Annotated in this window: 17 protein-coding genes; 4 read left to right on the top strand and 13 right to left on the bottom strand. The window is 65.1% G+C overall.

All coding sequences use genetic code 11. The features are described from left to right. Positions 1–74: 74 nt before the first annotated feature. From ACVJ19_RS11770 to ACVJ19_RS11795, 6 genes are all read right to left on the bottom strand, one after another. Positions 75–1,166, bottom strand: a complete 1,092-nt coding sequence (locus tag ACVJ19_RS11770) for an SMP-30/gluconolactonase/LRE family protein (protein WP_453948993.1) — start codon at positions 1,164–1,166, stop codon at positions 75–77. Between the two features lie 74 nt (positions 1,167–1,240). Beyond that, the gene (locus ACVJ19_RS11775; protein WP_453948992.1) at positions 1,241–1,960 is read right to left on the bottom strand and encodes a ribonuclease activity regulator RraA; all 720 of its coding nucleotides are present in this window, start codon (positions 1,958–1,960) and stop codon (positions 1,241–1,243) included. Between the two features lie 102 nt (positions 1,961–2,062). Beyond that, positions 2,063–3,802, bottom strand: a complete 1,740-nt coding sequence (gene araD, locus ACVJ19_RS11780) for an L-arabinonate dehydratase (RefSeq protein WP_453948991.1) — start codon at positions 3,800–3,802, stop codon at positions 2,063–2,065. Beyond that, entirely contained in the window at positions 3,799–4,662 is an 864-nt protein-coding gene (locus ACVJ19_RS11785) for an ABC transporter permease (RefSeq protein ID WP_453948990.1), read from the bottom strand. The genes araD and ACVJ19_RS11785 overlap by 4 nt, the downstream gene beginning before the upstream one ends. Before the next feature lie 11 nt (positions 4,663–4,673). Continuing rightward, positions 4,674–5,435 carry an ABC transporter ATP-binding protein gene (locus ACVJ19_RS11790; protein ID WP_453948989.1) on the bottom strand — a complete coding sequence of 254 codons (762 nt, stop codon included), beginning with the start codon at positions 5,433–5,435 and terminating at the stop codon, positions 4,674–4,676. Then, positions 5,435–6,451 carry an ABC transporter substrate-binding protein gene (locus tag ACVJ19_RS11795; RefSeq protein WP_453948988.1) on the bottom strand — a complete coding sequence of 339 codons (1,017 nt, stop codon included), beginning with the start codon at positions 6,449–6,451 and terminating at the stop codon, positions 5,435–5,437. The genes ACVJ19_RS11790 and ACVJ19_RS11795 overlap by 1 nt, the downstream gene beginning before the upstream one ends. 97 nt (positions 6,452–6,548) lie before the next feature. Between ACVJ19_RS11795 and ACVJ19_RS11800 the strand changes: the two genes are divergently transcribed. Beyond that, positions 6,549–7,262, top strand: a complete 714-nt coding sequence (locus ACVJ19_RS11800; protein ID WP_453948987.1) for a GntR family transcriptional regulator — start codon at positions 6,549–6,551, stop codon at positions 7,260–7,262. Positions 7,263–7,467: 205 nt separating this feature from the next. On the opposite strand, the gene ACVJ19_RS11805 is transcribed toward ACVJ19_RS11800, so the two are convergent. Then, positions 7,468–9,609: a HAMP domain-containing methyl-accepting chemotaxis protein gene (locus ACVJ19_RS11805; protein ID WP_453948986.1), complete on the bottom strand. Its 2,142-nt coding sequence runs from the start codon at positions 9,607–9,609 to the stop codon at positions 7,468–7,470. A gap of 395 nt (positions 9,610–10,004) precedes the next feature. Between ACVJ19_RS11805 and ACVJ19_RS11810 the strand changes: the two genes are divergently transcribed. Together ACVJ19_RS11810 and ACVJ19_RS11815 are read left to right on the top strand one after the other, a co-directional pair. Next, positions 10,005–10,424, top strand: coding sequence for a response regulator (locus ACVJ19_RS11810; protein WP_453948985.1), 420 nt, complete (start codon positions 10,005–10,007; stop codon positions 10,422–10,424). Next, positions 10,402–13,998, top strand: coding sequence for a PAS domain S-box protein (locus ACVJ19_RS11815; protein WP_453948984.1), 3,597 nt, complete (start codon positions 10,402–10,404; stop codon positions 13,996–13,998). The genes ACVJ19_RS11810 and ACVJ19_RS11815 overlap by 23 nt, the downstream gene beginning before the upstream one ends. Before the next feature lie 133 nt (positions 13,999–14,131). Here ACVJ19_RS11815 and ACVJ19_RS11820 read toward each other — a convergent pair whose 3' ends face one another. After that, complete coding sequence (locus ACVJ19_RS11820) at positions 14,132–14,767, bottom strand: response regulator transcription factor (protein ID WP_020608024.1); 636 nt, start codon at positions 14,765–14,767, stop codon at positions 14,132–14,134. A 150-nt stretch (positions 14,768–14,917) separates the two neighbouring features. Here ACVJ19_RS11820 and ACVJ19_RS11825 point away from each other — a divergent pair, with 150 nt between their 5' ends. Further along, positions 14,918–15,235 (top strand): hypothetical protein, encoded by a 318-nt coding sequence (locus ACVJ19_RS11825; protein WP_453948983.1) that lies wholly within the window; start codon positions 14,918–14,920, stop codon positions 15,233–15,235. Positions 15,236–15,286: 51 nt separating this feature from the next. Here ACVJ19_RS11825 and ACVJ19_RS11830 read toward each other — a convergent pair whose 3' ends face one another. The 5 genes from ACVJ19_RS11830 to ACVJ19_RS11850 form a co-directional block, all read right to left on the bottom strand. Continuing rightward, positions 15,287–15,790: a response regulator gene (locus ACVJ19_RS11830; RefSeq protein ID WP_453948982.1), complete on the bottom strand. Its 504-nt coding sequence runs from the start codon at positions 15,788–15,790 to the stop codon at positions 15,287–15,289. Positions 15,791–15,928: 138 nt separating this feature from the next. Continuing rightward, positions 15,929–16,246 (bottom strand): hypothetical protein, encoded by a 318-nt coding sequence (locus tag ACVJ19_RS11835; RefSeq protein ID WP_011083221.1) that lies wholly within the window; start codon positions 16,244–16,246, stop codon positions 15,929–15,931. Between the two features lie 2 nt (positions 16,247–16,248). Beyond that, complete coding sequence (locus ACVJ19_RS11840; RefSeq protein ID WP_453948981.1) at positions 16,249–17,127, bottom strand: CheR family methyltransferase; 879 nt, start codon at positions 17,125–17,127, stop codon at positions 16,249–16,251. Between the two features lie 72 nt (positions 17,128–17,199). Beyond that, positions 17,200–17,574 carry a response regulator gene (locus ACVJ19_RS11845; protein ID WP_453948980.1) on the bottom strand — a complete coding sequence of 125 codons (375 nt, stop codon included), beginning with the start codon at positions 17,572–17,574 and terminating at the stop codon, positions 17,200–17,202. Between the two features lie 32 nt (positions 17,575–17,606). Further along, positions 17,607–18,080, bottom strand: a complete 474-nt coding sequence (locus tag ACVJ19_RS11850) for a chemotaxis protein CheW (protein ID WP_453948979.1) — start codon at positions 18,078–18,080, stop codon at positions 17,607–17,609. Between the last annotated feature and the right edge of the window lie 3 nt (positions 18,081–18,083).

Genomic DNA, 18,083 nt, shown 5'->3' on the forward strand with positions numbered 1-18,083 from the left:
TTATGGGTCCCGGCCTTCGCCGGGACGACAGCCGGGGTTATGGGGCGAGCTATCGCCACAACCGATCGCATCACTCACGCCGCCCCATGCGCCTCGACATACAGCGCATACACCGAATGGCTGCTCGCCATGTAGAGCCGGTTGTTCTTCGGACCGCCGAAGCAGAGATTGGCGCAGCGTTCGGGCAGCTTGATGAAGGCGAGCGGCTTGCCTTCGGGGTTAAAGACCATGACGCCGTCGAGATCTTCGGACTTGCCCCTGAGCTGAAACACCTTGCGACCGCCGATGTCGGTCGGTTCGCCCTGCAGCGCGCCGTTGGAGCCCCAGCCGCACCAGAGATTGCCGTCGCGATCGACGCGAAAGCCGTCGAGCGAGCCCTGATCGGCGGCGTCGATCAGCTTGGTCTTGCCGCTGAGCGAGCCGTCGTCACCGACATTGTAGCTCCAGATGCTGCGGTTGGGCGTGCCCTTCCACTCGACGACATAGAGCTTCTTCTCGTCCGGCGAGAAGGCGAGGCCGTTCGGATTGACGAGGTCCGTGAGAACGGCGCTGATCTTGCCGTCCTTGGCGATGCGGTAGACGTTTGTAGTCGCCTGCTCCGCTTTCTCCTTCTTGCCTTCCCACTCGCCGTTGATGCCGAACAAGGGATCGGTGAACCAGATGCTGTCGTCCGACTTGACCACGATGTCGTTCGGCGCATTCAGCCGCTTGCCCTCGAACGTGTCGGCCAGCACGGTGATCTTGCCGTCCTTTTCGGTGCGGGTGATGCGGCGGGTCACCGAGTGCTCGCAGGTGACGAGGCGACCCTGGCGGTCGCGCGCATTGCCGTTGGCGTAATTGGCGTTGGCGCGGAACACGCTGGTCTGCCCGGTCTTCTCGTCGAACTGCATGATCCGGTTGTTGGGAATGTCGGAGAACAGGAGATAGCCGCCCTCGGGGAAATAGGCGGGACCTTCGGCCCAGCGCATGCCGGTCGCGACCTGCTCGACCGTCGAGGAATAGAGCCGGTACTTTGCAAAGCTGGGGTCGAGGATCTGGACGGCGGGATCGGGGTAGCGCTGGTTGGGCGTGAACGCGAACGACTGGGCGCCGGCGGCGCGTGCCAGAAACGTCGAAGCAGCCGCAGCGCCGGCGCCGGCCATGAGGTTACGTCGCGTGAAATTCATAAAAGTCCTCCCTGCTTGATAAAAGGCCGGCGCTTGATGCGCCGGCTCGTTTCTAGTCGTGAACTCGTCTGGTCTCAGCGGCCGTTCTTCTTCCGCCACGCCGCAAAATCAGTGAGCGTTTGCGGATCGGTCGCCGGATAGAGACCAAAAATGCCGCGGCCCTTGCCGACTTCCTCGGTGACGAAATCCTCGAACGCGGTCATCTCGAAGGTTTCGCTGGCGATCTCGTCGGCGAGATGGGCGGGGATCACGATGACGCCGTCGGCATCGCCGAGGATGACGTCGCCGGGAAACACCGGCGCATCGCCGCAGCCGATCGGAACGTTGATCTCGATCGCCTGGTGCAGCGTCAGATTGGTCGGCGCGCTGGGACGATGGTGATAGGCGGGAATGCCGAGCTTGGCGATCTCGGCGGAGTCGCGAAAGCCGCCATCGGTGACGACGCCGGCAACGCCGCGCTTCATCAGCCGCGTCACCAGGATCGCACCGGCCGAGGCCGCGCGCGCGTCCTTGCGGCTGTCCATCACCAGCACGGCGCCTGCCGGACAATCCTCGACCGCCTTGCGCTGCGGATGGGAACGATCCCTGAAGACGTCGATGGTGTTGAGGTCCTCACGCGCCGGCATGTAGCGCAGCGTGAAGGCTTCGCCGACCATGGTCGGCTGGTCAGGGCCCACGGGATACACATCCTGGATCATCTGGATGCGCAGGCCGCGCTTGAACAGCGCGGTTGCGACCGTGGCGGTGGAGACGGATTTGAGCTTGTTGCGGGTGGCTTCGGAAAGTTTGGGCATTGGCGTGCTCTCTCGTTGGTCGTCATTCCGGGGCGCGAAGCGAACCCGGAATCTCGAGGTTCCGGGTTCGATGCTTCGCATCGCCCCGGAACGACGGTGAAACTAGTAAATCGACGGCTCGCCGATCGGCGCGCCGAAATCGGTCTCAAGGAAGTCGAAGTCGCAGCCGTCATTGGCCTGCTTGATGTGCTTTGTGAACATCCAGCCATAGCCGCGCTCGAAGCGGCGCTCGGGCTGCTTCCAGGCGGCGCGGCGTTTTGCGAGCTCGGCCTCGGGGACATCGAGATTGATGGTGCGGGCGGCAACATCCAGCGTGATGCGGTCGCCGTTCTGCACCAGCGCCAGCGGGCCGCCGATATAGGACTCCGGCGAAACGTGCAGGATGCAGGCGCCGTAGCTGGTGCCGCTCATGCGCGCGTCGGAGATGCGCACCATGTCGCGCACGCCCTGCTTCACGAGCTTGGTCGGGATCGGCAGCATGCCCCATTCCGGCATGCCCGGTCCGCCCTGCGGCCCCGCATTGCGCAGGATCAGGATGTGATCTTCGGTGACGTCGAGATTGGGATCGTCGACCGCCTTCTTCATCGCGGGATAGTCGTCGAACACCAGCGCCGGCCCGGTGTGCTTGAGGAAGCGCGGCGCACAGGCGGAGGGTTTTATGACGCAGCCGTCGGGCGCGAGATTGCCCTTGAGCACCGCGAGCGCGCCTTCCCTGTAGATGGGATTGTCCACCGAGCGGATCACGTCGTCATTGTGGACCTCGGCATGCGCGATGTTCTCACCGAGAGTCTGGCCGGTAACGGTGATGCAGTCGAGATGCAGGTGCTGCTTGATCTCACCCATCAGCGCCGGCAGGCCGCCGGCATAGAAGAAGTCCTCCATGAGATAGGCATCGCCGCTCGGCCGGACGTTGGCGATCACGGGCACCTTGCGGCTGGCGATCTCGAAATCGTCGAGCCCGATGTCCTGGCCGGCGCGGCGCGCCTGCGCGATCAGATGGATGATCGCATTGGTCGAGCATCCCATCGCCATCGCGACCGCAATCGCGTTCTCGAAGGCTTTTCGGGTCTGGATCACCTTCGGCGTCAGATCCTCCCACACCATCTCGACGATGCGGCGGCCGCATTCACTGGCCATGCGGATGTGGTTGGCATCGGCAGCCGGAATCGAGGAGGCGCCGGGCAGCGTCATGCCGATCGCCTCCGCGATCGCGGTCATGGTCGAGGCCGTGCCCATGGTCATGCAGGTGCCGTAGCTGCGGGCGATGCCGGCTTCGATATCGAGCCAGTCCTTGTCGGAGATCTTTCCGGCGCGGCGCTCGTCCCAATATTTCCAGCCGTCGGAGCCGGAGCCCAGCGTCTTGCCCTTCCAGTTGCCGCGCAGCATCGGGCCGGCCGGCAGATAGATCGCCGGGATGTTCATCGAGGTCGCGCCCAAGAGCAGCGCCGGCGTGGTCTTGTCGCAGCCGCCCATCAGTACCACGCCGTCGACGGGATGGCTGCGCAGCAGCTCCTCGGCGTCCATCGCCAGCAGATTGCGATAGAGCATGGTGGTCGGCTTGAGCAGCGATTCCGACAGCGACAGCGCCGGCAGCTCGATCGGCAGGCCGCCGGCCATCAGGATGCCGCGCTTGACGTCGTCGACGCGCGACTTGAAGTGCATGTGGCAGGGCTGCGCGTCCGACCAGGTGTTGAGGATCGCGATGATCGGGCGGTCCTTCCACTCCTCGGGAGCGTAGCCCATCTGCATGGTGCGGGAGCGATGACCGAACGAGCGGAGATCGTCGGGCGCGAACCAGCGCGCGCTGCGGAGCCGGTCGGGCGTGATTTTCTTCTTGGTCATGATTGGGTGCCCCATTTCTGGACGGTGTTCCGCTCGATGGCGCGGAAGATCAGGTTCTCGACAAAGAGCCCGATGATGATCACCGTCAAGAGGCCTGCGAAGACCGCAGGTATGTCGAGGAGATTGCGGTTCTCGAAGATGAACCAGCCGAGCCCGCCTTGCCCTGAGGACACGCCGAACACCAGCTCGGCCGCGATCAGCGTGCGCCAGGCAAAGGCCCAGCCGATCTTGAGGCCGGTGAGGATCGAGCCGAACGCCGCAGGGATCAGGATCTTGGCGACGTAAGGCAGGCCGCGCAGGCCGTAATTGCGGCCGACCATGCGCAGCGTGTTGGACACGCTCTTGAAGCCGGAATGGGTGTTGAGCGCGACCGGCCACAGCACCGAATGGATCAGCACGAAGACGAGGCTGCCATTGCCGAGGCCGAACCAGATCAGCGCCAGCGGCAGCAGCGCGATCGCCGGCAGCGGGTTGAACATCGCCGTCACCGTCTCGAGGAAATCGGTGCCGATGCGGGTCGAGATCGCGAGGATCGTGAAGATCGCGGCCAGTACGATGCCGGCCGAATAGCCCATGAACAGCACTTTGAGCGAGGCCCAGGCGCGCATGGGAATGGTGCCGTCCTTGACGCGGTCGTAGAGCGTGGCGGCCGTATCGTGCAGCGTCGGGAATAGCAGGGGATTGTCGAGCGCGACGCCGTAGACTTCCCAGACCGCCGCGAGGAACAGGATGATGACAGTCTTGCGGACAAAACCGTCGTTCCAGAGCAGCTCGGCAACGCTGAGCTTGCGCTCGACCTCGTCCGCACCTCCAGCAGCGGCGACCGGCGCGTCACGCAGCAATATTCTCGCTTCGCCCATGAGAGGCTCCTTCAGTGCGCGGTGGCTTCGCCGGCGAACAGGAGATCGTGGATCTCCTTCTCCAGCCGGCCGGCGCTGCCGTCTTCGTTGGAGACCTTGTCGACATCGACCACCTCGGCCTTGACTCGGCCGGGATGCGGCGACAGCAGCAGGATGCGGTTGCCGATGCGGATCGCTTCGGCGATCGAATGGGTCACGAACAGCACGGTGAACTTGGTCTCGCTCCAGAGCTGGAGCAGCTCGTCCTGGCAGGTCCGGCGCGTCAGGGCGTCGAGCGCGGCGAACGGCTCGTCCATCAACAGAATGTCCGGCTCCATCGCCATGCCGCGCGCGATCGCGACGCGCTGCTTCATGCCGCCGGAGAGCGTGTGCGGATAGGCATCGACCACGCGGGTGAGACCGACCTTCTCGATATAGGCCCGCGCCTTCGCCTCGGCGTCCTTGCGCGACAGTTTTCGCGCGGTGAGCAGGGGAAACATGACGTTGGCGAGCACGCTCTTCCAGGGCAGCAGCTGGTCGAACTCCTGGAAGATCATCATGCGATCCGCGCCCGGACCGTGGATCTCGCGATCGCCGATCGTCATGCGGCCCTCGCTCGGCGTCATGTAGCCGCCGACGGCCTTGAGCAAAGTCGACTTGCCGCAGCCGGACGGTCCCAGCAGCACGAAGCGGTCGGACTTGTCGACCGTGAAAGAGACTCTTTCCGTGGCGGTGACGACTGCGCTGGAGGTCTTGTAGCGCAGCGTCACGCCGCTGACGTCGAGCAGCGCCATCAGTTGCCTTTCAGGTCATGCGCGACGGGGAGATAGTAATCCGTCCACGCCTTGGGCTGGTTCTTCAGCGTGCCGGTCTTGAACAGATGTGCCGCGAATTTCATCGTGCCCTGCGGCTCGAGATTCCACTCCATCATGCCGGGTTCCTTCAGCAGATCGAGCAGCTCTTCGACCGAGGTCTTGTCGCCGGTGATCTCCTTGTAGATCTCGACCGCCTGTTTGGTGTCGCTGCGGATCAGATCCTGCGCTTCCTTGGTGGCGTCGCGCACGGCCTGGATGATCTTCGGATTGGCGTCGGCGAACTTGGTCGTGGTGAAGAACTGCGCCTGGCTGAGCGGGCCGCCCATCACGTCAGGCGATGACAGCACGACATGCGCACCCGACACGTTCTTCAATTCCAGGAAGGTGAACGGCGGGATCGAGAAGTGGTTGTGCACCTCGTGCTTGGGATTGGCGAGCGCCGCATAGGCATCGGGATGACCGAGCTGCACGGTGTTGGCATCCAGCTTCGACCATTGGTCGGCGCCGAACGCCTCGGCGGCCGCGATCTGCAGCACGATCGCCTGGGTCGAGACCTTCACGGTCGGCACCGCGATCTTGTCGCTGGGGCCGAAATCCCTAATCGACTTGATGTTGGCGTCGCGGCTGATCAGCGTCATCGGCTGCGCCGAGGTCGCGACGATGCCCTTCACGCCGCCGCGGGTGCGGTCCCAAAGCAAGAGAAGATTGCCGGTGCCGGTGTTGAGGATGTCGACGCCGCCGGCGAGCAGCGCATCGGTCTGCGCGCCGCCGCCGGAGAAGGTGATCCACTTGGTGGTGACGCCGGGAACGCCGAGAGCTGCCGCGTGCTTCTCGATCAGCTTCTGCTTCTCCATGATGTGGCTCGGCATGTAGAAAATGCCGGGCTGGCGCGACAGCGCGATCTCGGATTTCTGCTGGGCATGCGCCGCGGGCGCCAAGAGGGCGGCGGCGGTCACGGCGGCGGCCGCAAGCTTGCTGCGAAGATGCTGGATCATTGTTGTGTGTTTCCTCCGGGTGCGCGTCGTGCTGCGTTGACCCCAGTGATGCACTAATATATTAGTGCATCAAAGGCAAGCTCGCGGGACCCGACTTATGGAAGCAGCCCATACCGCGCCGCGCGCGGCGTCACGACCCGCCCGGCTCGACCGCGCCCGCCAGGCCGCGCCGCAGGTGTTCGAGCGGCTGCGCAATGCGATCATCGCGCTGGAGCTGCCGCCCGGCGCCCCGCTGTCGCGCGCCGAGCTCGCCGGCCAGTTCGGAATCAGCTCGACCCCGGTGCGGGATGCCCTGATGCGGCTCGAGGAAGAGGGTCTGGTCGACGTGTTTCCGCAGCACGCGACCGTGGTCAGCCGGATCGACATCGGCCGCGCCCAGCAGGCGCATTTCCTGCGTCAGGCGCTGGAACTGGAGATCGTCCGGCTGCTCGCGGAGCAACCTGATCAAGCCCTGGTCATCCGCCTCGACCACGCCATCGCGCTCCAGCAGCAATTTGCCAAGGCCGGCGAGTTCGAGGCCTTCATGGCCGCCGACAACGACTTCCACGCCCAGCTCTATGCGGCGGCCGGCAAGCAGGATCTGTGGGCGCTGGTGCGCAGCCGCAGCGGACATATCGACCGGCTGCGCCGGCTGCACCTGCCCTCACCCGGCAAGGCCCAGAACATCGTGCGCCACCACAAGCTGATCACGCGCGCAATCGAGGCCGCCGACCCCGACGCCGCGCAACAACATCTGCGCAAGCATCTGTCGGGCACCTTGAGCGAGCTCGACAAGATCCGGAGCCGCCACCCGGAGTATTTGACCGACTAAACCGCGATGAGATGAGCTCGATCGCTGCAACGACGGAGGTGGGCTCCCTCTCCCGCTTGCGGGAGAGGGTTGGGGAGAGGGTGTCTCCGCAAGTGAGAACCCCTGTGTGGAGAGAACCCTCACCCGGCGCTTCGCGCTGACCTCTCCCGCACGCGGGAGAGGTGAACGAGCCCGCGGCAATCGATTCAGCCAAGGCCATTCCGTTCTAGGCCGCGTCGCGGCCGCTGCGCCGTTCCATCGGACCTGTGCGCAGCCTGACGAAGAAGGCCTGAACCTCGGTGGCGAGGCGTTCGGCCGCCCCCGAGACGTGGTTCGCGGCCCCCATCACGTCGTCGGCCGAGCGGTTGGTTTCCGCAATGGCGCCGGAGACGGTGCCGATGCTGCTTGCCAGCGTCTGCGTTCCCGACGCCGCCATCTGGACGTTCTGCGAGATCTCCCGCGTGGCCGCACCCTGCTCCTCCACGGCGCTGGCGATCGCCGCGGTCACCTCGTCGATCCGGCGCATGGCGGTTGCGACCTCCTTCACGGAGGCGACCGCGCTGCCGGTCGAGTTCTGGATCGCGGCAATGTGCTGGGCGATCTCCTGCGTCGCATTGCGGGTCTGGTCGGCCAGCGCCTTGACCTCGGACGCGACCACGGCAAAGCCGCGACCGGCCTCGCCGGCGCGTGCGGCCTCGATGGTGGCGTTGAGCGCCAGCAGGTTGGTCTGGGCCGCGATCGCCTGGATCAAATCGACCACCGAGCTGATGCTCTGCGCGGCGTGCGCGAGCCCTTCGATCTCGCTCTCCGAGCGCGCGGTCACCTCGCCCGCGGAGCGCACGGTCTTGTTGGACAGTTCGATCTGCCGGCCGATCTCGACGATGGAGCCCGCAAGTTGCTCGGCCGCCGCGGCGACGGTCTGGACGTTGACCGCGGTCTGTTCGGAGGCGGTCGCCGCGGACGCGGCCTGGCTCGTCGCATGGTTGGCGATGCCGCCGAGGCTCTCCGCGGTCTGCCGCATGGTGCCCGCATTCTCGCCGACCAGCGCGAGCAGGTCGCGCGAGGTCGCGCGAAAGTCCTCGACCGCGTCCTCCATGTTGCGGTTGGCGGCATCGCGCGCTTCCGCCTCGCGCGCGAGAGACGCCGCCGCCTGCTGCTGGGCGATCACATTGTCGCGGAATTTGGCCACCGCCTGCGAGACCACGCCGATCTCGTCGCCGCGCTCGGCGGTCCTGAATTCGACACTGGTGTCGCCGCCGGACAGGCGCGCGGAATCGCCCACCAGCTCGACGATCGGACGGGTGATGGAGCGCGCAACCAGGATCGCAATCACTGTGGCGAGCGCAAGCCCCGCGGCGAGCAGGATCCATTGCAGCAGCAGCAATCTCTCGACCGCATCGGCCACGCTGCGGGCGTCGTCAGCGAGCTTCGACTGCTGGTCGCTCTTGAGACCGCCCGAGCGCCTGCCTTCGGCGTCCTTCCGGCCGTCGAGCAGATCGAGGATGCGGGCGGCGCGCGGCGCGGCCTCGGTGGACAGGATGAAGACCGGCATATTCCACTGCGGGGTCTGGCGGATTGCGAAGATCTTCTGCGGCAGCGGGGTGAAGGCCTCGTTCGCCTTGGCGATGGCCCGGTAAGCGGTCGCCTGCCGTTCGGTGAGCAGATCCGCCTGGGTGCCAACCGATGCGAGCGCGGCCCTGAAGGTCGCCAGCGGCTTTTCGAACTTGTCACGATCGGCAGCCTCGCCCGAGGCCACGTACAGGCGCAATTGCGATCCTGCGGCGGCGAGATTGCCGCGTACGTCGGCAAAGGTCTTGAGCAGGCGCTTGCGCTGCGGCGTCGCCTCCAGCGCCTCCTCCTCGTCGATCATCGCGGTGATCTCGGCGAACATGGTCGCGATCAGGGGCGCGGCCTCTTTCGCCAGGAGCTCGCTCGCCGGATAGGCCGATGGGGTGAAGGCGGCGAGCTCGGCCTTGTCCTGGGCCTGGCGGAATTCCGCCATCAACGCCCTGGCTTCGCTCCAATTGGTCTTGTTCTGCGGGTTGGAAAAGCCCTCCGCCATGCGGTCGACCGCGGCGGCGGTGCGATCGAGCTCGGCCCAGACGGCGGCCCGGTCGCGCTTGCCCTGCGCATCGCCCGTCAAGAGATAGCCGCGCAGCGTCGAAAGCGTGGAATAGAGATTGCCGACGAGTTCCGTGCTCGCGATCGCGACCGGCGCACGCTGGTCCACGACCGCCCTGATCCGCGACGAAATGTCCGAGACGGCGGCAACGGTGTAGATCACGGTCGCCGCGAGCAGAATGCAGATCAACGCAAAGCCGCCGAGCAGCCGGGTGCGAATTCCGGTGTTCGCGATCGATTTGAACATGAGAGCTCTCGTGCTGATGCCGGTTGGGGGGACGGCTTCGTCGGTTGCCAGAATGCGGAAATGAAATGCGCGAAATACAGGCTCGGAAACTATCGGAGATTGTAGACCGCGGCCTTTAATCGATAATGAAGGCCGAGGTTCCGTACAACTACGGCGAGAATAATATCTCTCGTTTCTGAAACGGGTTACGGCATTCGGAACCGGAATTCGAACTCATATGCACGCAAGAGTGCGTATGATGTGCAAGCTGTTTGCCGCCCGGCGCGCCAGGAAAGGGCAATCGCAGCAGACGCCGAGGCGCTTGCGGCGCAGACAGAATCCGCGCAACAATTTCGCATTTGCTGCCTTGATTTGAGGTCGCTGGAACGTCCCATCCGACCCGGAGGATTTCAGACGTGGCCAACATCCTGATCGTGGATGACGACCCGGCCGTGCAGATCACGATCCGGCTGCTTCTGGAAAGGGCCGGCCATCACGTCACTGTCGCCGGCGACGGCCACAAGGGACTCGCGCTGTTCGAGGCCAGCCCATTCGACCTGCTGTTTCTCGACATCTTCATGCCCGGCATGGACGGGTTGGAGACGATGCGCCACATCCGGAGGCTCGCCCCGGCCATTCCGATCATCGTCATTTCCGGGCGCTCGATCTCGCCGGACGCTTATGCGGAACCGGATTTCCTGAAAATGGCAACCAAGCTCGGCGCAGTGGCGAGCCTTCAGAAGCCGTTCCGGCCCGATGTGCTGCTCGCCGCGGTCGATGGCTGCCTGAAGGCGGGCGAGCCGGAAGAATCCAATGTCAACTCCGGCCGCCGATGACGAGCCCCTCCTCTCTGCACCGGACCGGAGCAGGCGCGGCCATCCGGCAGGTCCTGCGAACATCCGCATGACGCTCGCAACGCGCCTGGCCATCGCGATGATCCTGCTGGTGGCGGTGACCGTGGCCGCCGTCGGCTGGCTGGGCTATCGCAACACCACACAAGCGGTCATTCCGCGAGTCCTCGAACGCGTCGAGGCCCAGTCACGCCTGCTGGCCACCAATCTCGAATCCTACGTCGCCGGCGCTCGCGGCGATTTGACCGGCTATCGCTCCGCCGCAGCCATCAACGGGCTGATCCGCGCTCACCTCGGTGGAGGCATTGACGCTTCCGACGGCGTTTCAGAGCAAACCTGGCGCGAGCGCATCGCGGCGCGGCTCGTAGCCGAGATCGAAGCCAAGCCCAGCTATGCGCAGTTTCGCATCATCGGTCTCGACGATAACCAGCGCGAGCTGGTCCGCGTCGATCGCTCCGGCCCGAATGGAACGGTACGGATCGTCCCCGATGGCGAACTGGAGCACAAGAGCGAGCGAACCTATTTTCAGGAAACGATACGGCTGCCACCCGGCGAGATTTATGTCTCGCCTATCGATCTTGCTACCCGCCAGGGCGGTACGACGGGCCTCCACATTCCGACTCTTCGCGTCGCGATGCCGCTGTTCACGTCGGACGGCAAGCCGTTCGGGATCGTCATCGCCAATATCGACATGCGTCCGGCGCTCGACCGCGTCCGCTCGACCACGAGCTCGGGAGGAGAGATATACGTCGTGAATTCGCGCGGCGACTATCTCGTCCATCCCGACCGCACGCGGGAATTCGGCTCGCTGCGCAGCCATCCCACCGATTGGCGCAAAGACTTTCCGTTCTTCTCGGCGCTGGCTGGCACGCCGGATGTCGCCACGCGGCTCACAACCGATCAGTCAGGCCGGCCGAGCGGCGCGGCGATGGCGCCGACGCTGCTCGCGGGCAAGGAATGGGTCGCCATCATCGTGACCATTCCCCCGTCCGTCTTCGGTCGCGTGCCGGCCGCCATTCAAAAGACGTCCCTTCTCGTCGGCATACTTGCCGTGCTCGCCGCGGCCGCGCTCGCGGTGCTGCTGGCGCGCTCATTGACCCGTCCGATCGGGCGTCTGACCGCGGCGGTGGAGGCAATCGGCAGCGGGCGACCCGCAGACATTCCCGTCGATGCGAGCGGAGAGACCGGCGTGCTGGCGCGGGCTTTTGCCCGGATGGTCGAGGAGACGCAGGCGAAGACGGCCGCGCTCGAGCGCGAGGTCCGGGAGCATCGCCGCACCGAGGCGGCACGAAGCCATCATGCGGCGCGCGAGCAATTATTCAGCGCGGCCGTCGAATCATCCGACGATGCGATCGTCATGCAATCGCTCGATGCCGTCATCACGGGCTGGAATCCCGCCGCCGAACGTCTCTATGGCTATGCGGCGAGCGAGGCGATCGGGCAATCCACTGCGATCATCGTGCCGCCCGACCGCCGCGAGCAGGGCAAGGACTATCTGCGACGGATCGCCCGGGGCGAGCCGATCGAACGCTTCGAGACGATACGCCTGCGCAAGGACGGCACGCCGGTCGAAATCTCGCTCGGCCTCTCGCCGATCAGGGGCGCGTCGGACGAGATCGTCGGCGTCTCCGGGAGCGCGCGCAGCCTCACCGAGGCGCGGCGGGCCGAGCGGGCGCTACGACAGCAGCTCGAGGAGCGGCGCCAGCTTTTCGACGCCTCGCAGGACCTGATCATGATCATGGACTCGCGGGGCCATGTCGTGCAGATCAGCCCGAGCTGCGAGGCCATCCTCGGCTACCGGCCGGACGAGATGATCGGCTGCAGCGGCGCGGATTTCATCCACCCTGCCCATCTCGAGCGATCCCGCCAGGAGATGCGCGCGCTCAGGCGCGGCGAGCACCCGAAGCTTGCCGACACCCGCTGCTTGCACAAGGACGGGCGTGAGGTCTGGCTGTCCTGGCTCGGCAACTGGTCCGAGAAGGCCAAGCGCTTCTTCTTCGTCGGCCGCGACATGACCGAGGCTCGGCACGCGGAAGAATCCCTGCGCGAGAGCGAGCAGCTCGCGCGCAACATCGTCGAGACCGCGCTCGACGCCTTCGTCCAGACCGACGAGCGAGGCATCATCCTGAACTGGAGCTCGCGGGCCGAAGAGCTGTTCGGCTGGCGCCGCGACGAAGCGCTGGGCCGCAGTTCGATCGACCTCATCGTCGCTCCCGGTGAGCGTGAGAGGGTCAGGGAAGGCCTCGCGCGCTTCCTCGATTCCAGGGACGGCCAGACGCTCAACCGCCGCCGCGAGCTGATGTGCTGCCGCCGCGACGGCAAGGAGTTCAAGGCCGAGCTGAGCGTGACGGCACTGAAGCGTCGCGAAGGCATCCTGTTCAACGTCTTCTACCGCGACCTCACCGACAAGATCGCGTCCGAGGAGCGCATTCGCCACGCCGAGAAGATGGAGGCCGTCGGCCAGCTCACCGGCGGCGTGGCGCACGACTTCAACAACATCCTCACCGTGATCACCGGGACGATCGAAATCCTCGGCGACGCGGTGGCCAAGGAACCCGAGCTCGGGGCGATCACCAGGATGATCGACGAGGCGGCCGGACGCGGCGCCGAGCTGACCCAGCACCTGCTTGCGTTTGCGCGCAAGCAGCCGCTGCAACCGCGCGAGATCGACATCAACTCGCTGATCATCGACACCGCAAAGCTGCTGCGACCGACGCTGGGCGAGCAGATCCAGATCGAATCGGTGTTCGAGGACGAGAGCTGCGTCGCGATCGTCGATCCCAACCAGCTGACCACGGCGATCCTCAACCTCGCGCTCAATGCCCGCGATGCCATGCCCGGCGGCGGCAAGCTGATCGTGGAGACGGGCACCGCCTATCTCGACGAGGTCTATGCCAGCGTCAACGATATCAGGCCCGGACACTACGTGCTGATCGCCGTGAGCGATACCGGCACCGGCATTCCATCCAGCATGCTGGCGCGGGTGTTCGATCCCTTCTTCACCTCGAAGGGACCGGGCAAGGGCACCGGGCTCGGGCTTTCCATGGTCTACGGCTTCATCAAGCAGTCCGCCGGCCACATCAAGATCTACAGCGAGGAAGGCCACGGCACCACGATCAAGATGTACCTGCCGCCGGGCAAGACCGCGACGGCGGTCGGCGACGGCGTGACGCCCGCGACGATCGAAGGCGGACACGAGACGATCCTGGTGGTCGAGGACGACCGCCTGGTGCGCGACTACGTGCTGGCGCAACTGCATGCGCTCGGTTACGTCACCCTGCAGGCCGCGAACGCCGCGGAGGCGCTCGCGATCGTCGCCGCCGGAAAGCCGTTCGACCTGCTGTTCACCGACGTCATCATGCCCGGCAAGATGAACGGGCGGCAGCTCGCCGACGAGCTGATGAAGACGCGCCCCGATCTCAAGGTGGTCTACACGTCAGGCTATACCGAGAACGCGATCATCCATCACGGCCGCCTGGATTCCGGCGTCCTGCTGCTGGCAAAGCCCTATCGCAAGTCGGATCTGGCGCGGATCATCCGCAAGGCGCTCAACGGGTGAGGTTTGGGAGTCATTCCGGACGCGCGTAGTGCGATCCGGAATCTCGAGATTCTCAGGTGCGCAATCGCGCACCATAGTTCGATGCTCCGCATCGCCCCGGAATGACGAAGAAACGTCCGCGATGCAACCGACCTTACGACGCGCGCTGCGCCGCGGTCATCACGATGCGGATCAGGTCGGCGGCATTGCGCGCACCGAGCTTCTTCATGATGTTGGCGCGGTGGTCCTCGATGGTGCGCGGGCTGATGCCGAGGGTGCGGCCGGCTTCCTTGTTGGACGCACCGGAGGCGAACTGCTCGAGCACCTCGCGCTCCCTGCGCGTCAACGGCTCGCGTCCGGGGAAATGCAGCGAGCCGAATTTCGGCGACGCGTTCTCTGCCTGCCGGCGTGCATAGGCGCCGATCGCCTCGTCGAGACGGCCGACGATCTCGCTGCCACGGAACGGCTTCTCGATGAAGTCGAGCGCCCCGTTCTTGATGGCGCTCACCGCCATCGTGATGTCGCCCTGCCCGGAGATCATGAAGATCGGCGCCGGATAATCCTCGCCGTGCAACTCCTTCAGAATGTCGAGACCCGACTTTCCGGGAATGTGCACGTCGAGCAGGATCGCAGCCGGTGTGCGGTTTCGCGCGACGGAGAGCAGTGCTGCGCCGTCCGCAAAACAAATCACCTCATAGCCCGCCGCCTTCAACACCATCGACAAGGTGTCGCGAACGGCAGGGTCGTCGTCGACCACGAAGATTTCACCGCGAGAGCTTTGTTCGGCCATGTGCCACATCCAGTTGGCATGAAGGACTCGCGTCCGCGCCTCCCGTTATTGGCGTTCGGCGCGGATTCGGCCCACCCGTATTTGTACGGGACATGGACTTAACGCACAAGTAGCGGCAGGGTGCCTTATTGCGGGGGACGGAGAATATCCATGCTAAATTACGCAGGCACACCCCCGCTCGCTGCGATGGCTGACGCCGACAGCCGTCAGTTGATCGCAGCCGAACTTCGCTCTCTGATCGCGCGCATCGACCTCAGTATGCGTCTGATCGACGCGGCCATGACCTCGGACGACATGACCCCGGAAGACATGGAGCCGGAGGACGACAGCGCTATCGCGGGTTCCAACGAGATTTTCGTGCTCGACGACGTCACGCCCCGTTTTGCCACGGCAAGCGCCGCCCTCAACGCCTGTCGGGCGGAGCTCGACCACGCCCTGCAGCAGCTGTCGGCATCGGACAGTCCGTAAACCGCAATCGCGCGCCATCTGCCGCGCCGCACCGCATGGCAGTTCCGCGGTCTAGGCGCGGTGCCGCTCCACGATCGCGTCGGTCGCAACACCACCCCAGGTGTGAATCGCCGGCAGTCCCATCGCGGTCTTGCCGAGATTGGCGAGGCTGATGCGCAGGGCTGCGAGGTCGAGCGGCTTGGGCAGGCTCTGGAGCTCGATTCCGACCGAACGGGCGAAGCTGCGGGCAGCGCTGCGGCGCTTGCCGTCCATGCCGCTGATGACGATCACCGCGCCGGCGAACTTCGCCTCGGCCATCTCGCGCAGCACGTCGATGCCGTCGCCATCCTCCAGCACGAGATCCAGCGTCACGCAGTCGAAGCGCGCGGCGCGGAGCTTTTCGATCGCCTCCGCCACCGACGGCGCCACGGTGACCTCGTGGCCGGCCTGCCTGGCGGCGACCGTGATCAGGCTGCGCTGCGTGGCGTCGTCGTCGACGACCAGGAGCTGAAGCGCACGCCGCTCGGCGACGTCGGGCAGGTTCGATGTGACGGGGGAGAGGGAACTTCTGGGCATTGCCGGATCCTGAGATTGAGACGGGCAATGGATACACGGCGCGCGCTTAGGCGACGTAAAGCCGCTGCGGCAAATTCATTCGGATGTTTCAGCAAATATAAAGCAACGTGGCGGAAAACGCCGGGCACCACGCGCCGGTCAGGCCGCCGCGTCGTGACCGCCGGCTGCGCCGCGCTTCTTGCGGTTCTTGCCGCGCAGGAACTGGATGTCCATTTCGGCGCCGTTGACCCGCACCAGCTCGCAGCGGCGGTAGGCAAGGCCGGTCGACGACAGCAGCAGGAAGAACTCCTTCAGGTTCAAGCCCTGGATCGAGCCTTCAACCGTCAGGATGGCATCGGTGTCGGAAATGGCGTTGAGCTTGCAGTCGCGACGCCAGGTGCCGTCGATGGCCATGATGCAGACATCATAGCCGCGGCTGAACGTCACGCGTTCGGCGCCCTTGCCATCCTCGGCCATGCCTATCGTCCTGCCATCACCGCCATGCGCGGCGCCACGCCGGCGAGAGCCGGCTTGGCAACCGCCGCACGCGGATCGTTCGGCTTGTAGAGGCCGCGCCGGTCCGGAAGCGGCCTGAACGTATCGGTCAATCCGACCACGGTTTCCGCCGCGCCAAGCACCAGGAAGCCGTCGGGCTCGATCTGGCGCGCCAGGCGGTTGAAGATGTTGATCTTGGTGTCCTGGTCGAAATAGATCAGCACGTTGCGGCAGAAGATGACGTCGAACGTACCGAGCTGGGAGAAATCGTGCAGCAGGTTGAGCTGCCGGTGCTGGATCATCGCCCGCAATTCGGGATTGATCTGCCAGGTCTCGCCGATCTGCTTGAAATACTTCACCAGCATCTGGATCGGCAGGCCACGCTGCACCTCGAACTGGCTGTAGACGCCGGCCTTGGCCTTCTCCAGCACTTCCTGCGACAGGTCGGTGGCGATGATCTCGACGCGCCAGCCGGTGAGGGCCGCGCCCATCTCCTTCAGGCTCATCGCCAGCGAATAGGGCTCCTGCCCGGTCGAGCCGGCAGCGCACCAGATCCGCACGCTGCGCTTGCCGGCGCGCGCCTTGATGATCTCCGGCATGATCGTGTCGCGGAAATGATCGAACGGGACCTTGTCGCGGAAGAAGAAGGTCTCGTTCGTGGTCATGGCTTCGACCACGTCGGTGATCAACGTGCGCGAGCCGGCCTGCAGCTTCTGCACGAGCTCGGCGATGCCGGAGAGTCCGGCCTTGCGGGCGAGCGGCAGCAGGCGACTTTCGATCAGATATTGCTTGTCTGCGGACAGGTCGAGACCGGAATTATCCTTCAGAAACTTACGCAGATACTCGTACTCGGTCGGGGTCACGGATGGCCTCTCAGAAAGCTGTACTGGAACACTCTGGCCCAACACCCGGGCCAGACACACTCAGACCATGGCTTATCCGACCGGGATCAAACCAACTTCAGCGAACTTGTCGGCGATAATGTCTTTGTCGAAGGGCTTCATGATGTACTCGTTGGCGCCGCCGCTGAGCGCTTGGGCGATATGAGCCACGTTGTTCTCCGTGGTGCAGAACACCACCTTGGGCTGGTCGCCGCCGGGGAGGCGGCGCATGTGACCCATGAACTCGAAGCCGTCCATGACCGGCATGTTCCAGTCGAGCAGCACCGCATCGGGCAGCTGCCGCTGGCAGATCTCGAGCGCCTTCGAGCCGTCCTCGGCCTCGGTGACCTCGAATTCCAGGCCTTCCAGGATCCGGCGCGCGATCTTGCGTACGACGCTGGAATCATCGACCACCAAACACGTTTTCATTTTGGTTCTCCGGCTTCGATGTTTTCGTTGGCTTACGCTGCCATTTGCACTTTGGTTTCGAGCTCGAGGACGCGATCGACGTCGAGCACGACCATGAGCTGGCCGTCGAGGCGGTGGACGCCGCCGGCAAGCTTGGCCATGCGGGGATCGAGATTGACGGGGTTCTCTTCCATGCCGGCCTCGGGCAGGCGCAGCACCTCGCCGATCTGGTCGATCAGCAGGCCATAGGATTCACCGCGCAGGTCGACACCGACCGCCATCGGGGTCTTGCCGTCCTCGTCCCTGGGCAGGCCGAGACGCGAGCGCATGTCGACGACGGTGACGATGCGGCCGCGCAGGTTCAAGACGCCCGCGATCTCGCGCGAGGACAGCGGCACGCGGGTGACGCGCTCGGGCATGAACACGTCCTGGACGCGGGAGATCGGCAGGCCGAACAGCTGGCCGCCGATCATCGCGGTGACGTATTCGACCATGGCGCCTTCGGCGGACTGGGTCTTCTTGGTCATAAG

Source organism: Bradyrhizobium sp. USDA 376, from assembly GCF_054063675.1.

Bases quoted from the DNA above. Each gene is read 5' to 3' on its own strand.
- ACVJ19_RS11770 (WP_453948993.1), bottom strand. From the start codon at position 1,166: ATGAATTTCACGCGACGTAACCTCATGGCCGGCGCCGGCGCTGCGGCT.
- ACVJ19_RS11775 (WP_453948992.1), bottom strand. From the start codon at position 1,960: ATGCCCAAACTTTCCGAAGCCACCCGCAACAAGCTCAAATCCGTCTCC.
- araD (WP_453948991.1), bottom strand. From the start codon at position 3,802: ATGACCAAGAAGAAAATCACGCCCGACCGGCTCCGCAGCGCGCGCTGG.
- ACVJ19_RS11785 (WP_453948990.1), bottom strand. From the start codon at position 4,662: ATGGGCGAAGCGAGAATATTGCTGCGTGACGCGCCGGTCGCCGCTGCT.
- ACVJ19_RS11790 (WP_453948989.1), bottom strand. From the start codon at position 5,435: ATGGCGCTGCTCGACGTCAGCGGCGTGACGCTGCGCTACAAGACCTCC.
- ACVJ19_RS11795 (WP_453948988.1), bottom strand. From the start codon at position 6,451: ATGATCCAGCATCTTCGCAGCAAGCTTGCGGCCGCCGCCGTGACCGCC.
- ACVJ19_RS11800 (WP_453948987.1), top strand. From the start codon at position 6,549: ATGGAAGCAGCCCATACCGCGCCGCGCGCGGCGTCACGACCCGCCCGG.
- ACVJ19_RS11805 (WP_453948986.1), bottom strand. From the start codon at position 9,609: ATGTTCAAATCGATCGCGAACACCGGAATTCGCACCCGGCTGCTCGGC.
- ACVJ19_RS11815 (WP_453948984.1), top strand. From the start codon at position 10,402: ATGTCAACTCCGGCCGCCGATGACGAGCCCCTCCTCTCTGCACCGGAC.
- ACVJ19_RS11820 (WP_020608024.1), bottom strand. From the start codon at position 14,767: ATGGCCGAACAAAGCTCTCGCGGTGAAATCTTCGTGGTCGACGACGAC.
- ACVJ19_RS11825 (WP_453948983.1), top strand. From the start codon at position 14,918: ATGCTAAATTACGCAGGCACACCCCCGCTCGCTGCGATGGCTGACGCC.
- ACVJ19_RS11830 (WP_453948982.1), bottom strand. From the start codon at position 15,790: ATGCCCAGAAGTTCCCTCTCCCCCGTCACATCGAACCTGCCCGACGTC.
- ACVJ19_RS11835 (WP_011083221.1), bottom strand. From the start codon at position 16,246: ATGGCCGAGGATGGCAAGGGCGCCGAACGCGTGACGTTCAGCCGCGGC.
- ACVJ19_RS11845 (WP_453948980.1), bottom strand. From the start codon at position 17,574: ATGAAAACGTGTTTGGTGGTCGATGATTCCAGCGTCGTACGCAAGATC.
- ACVJ19_RS11850 (WP_453948979.1), bottom strand. From the start codon at position 18,080: ATGACCAAGAAGACCCAGTCCGCCGAAGGCGCCATGGTCGAATACGTC.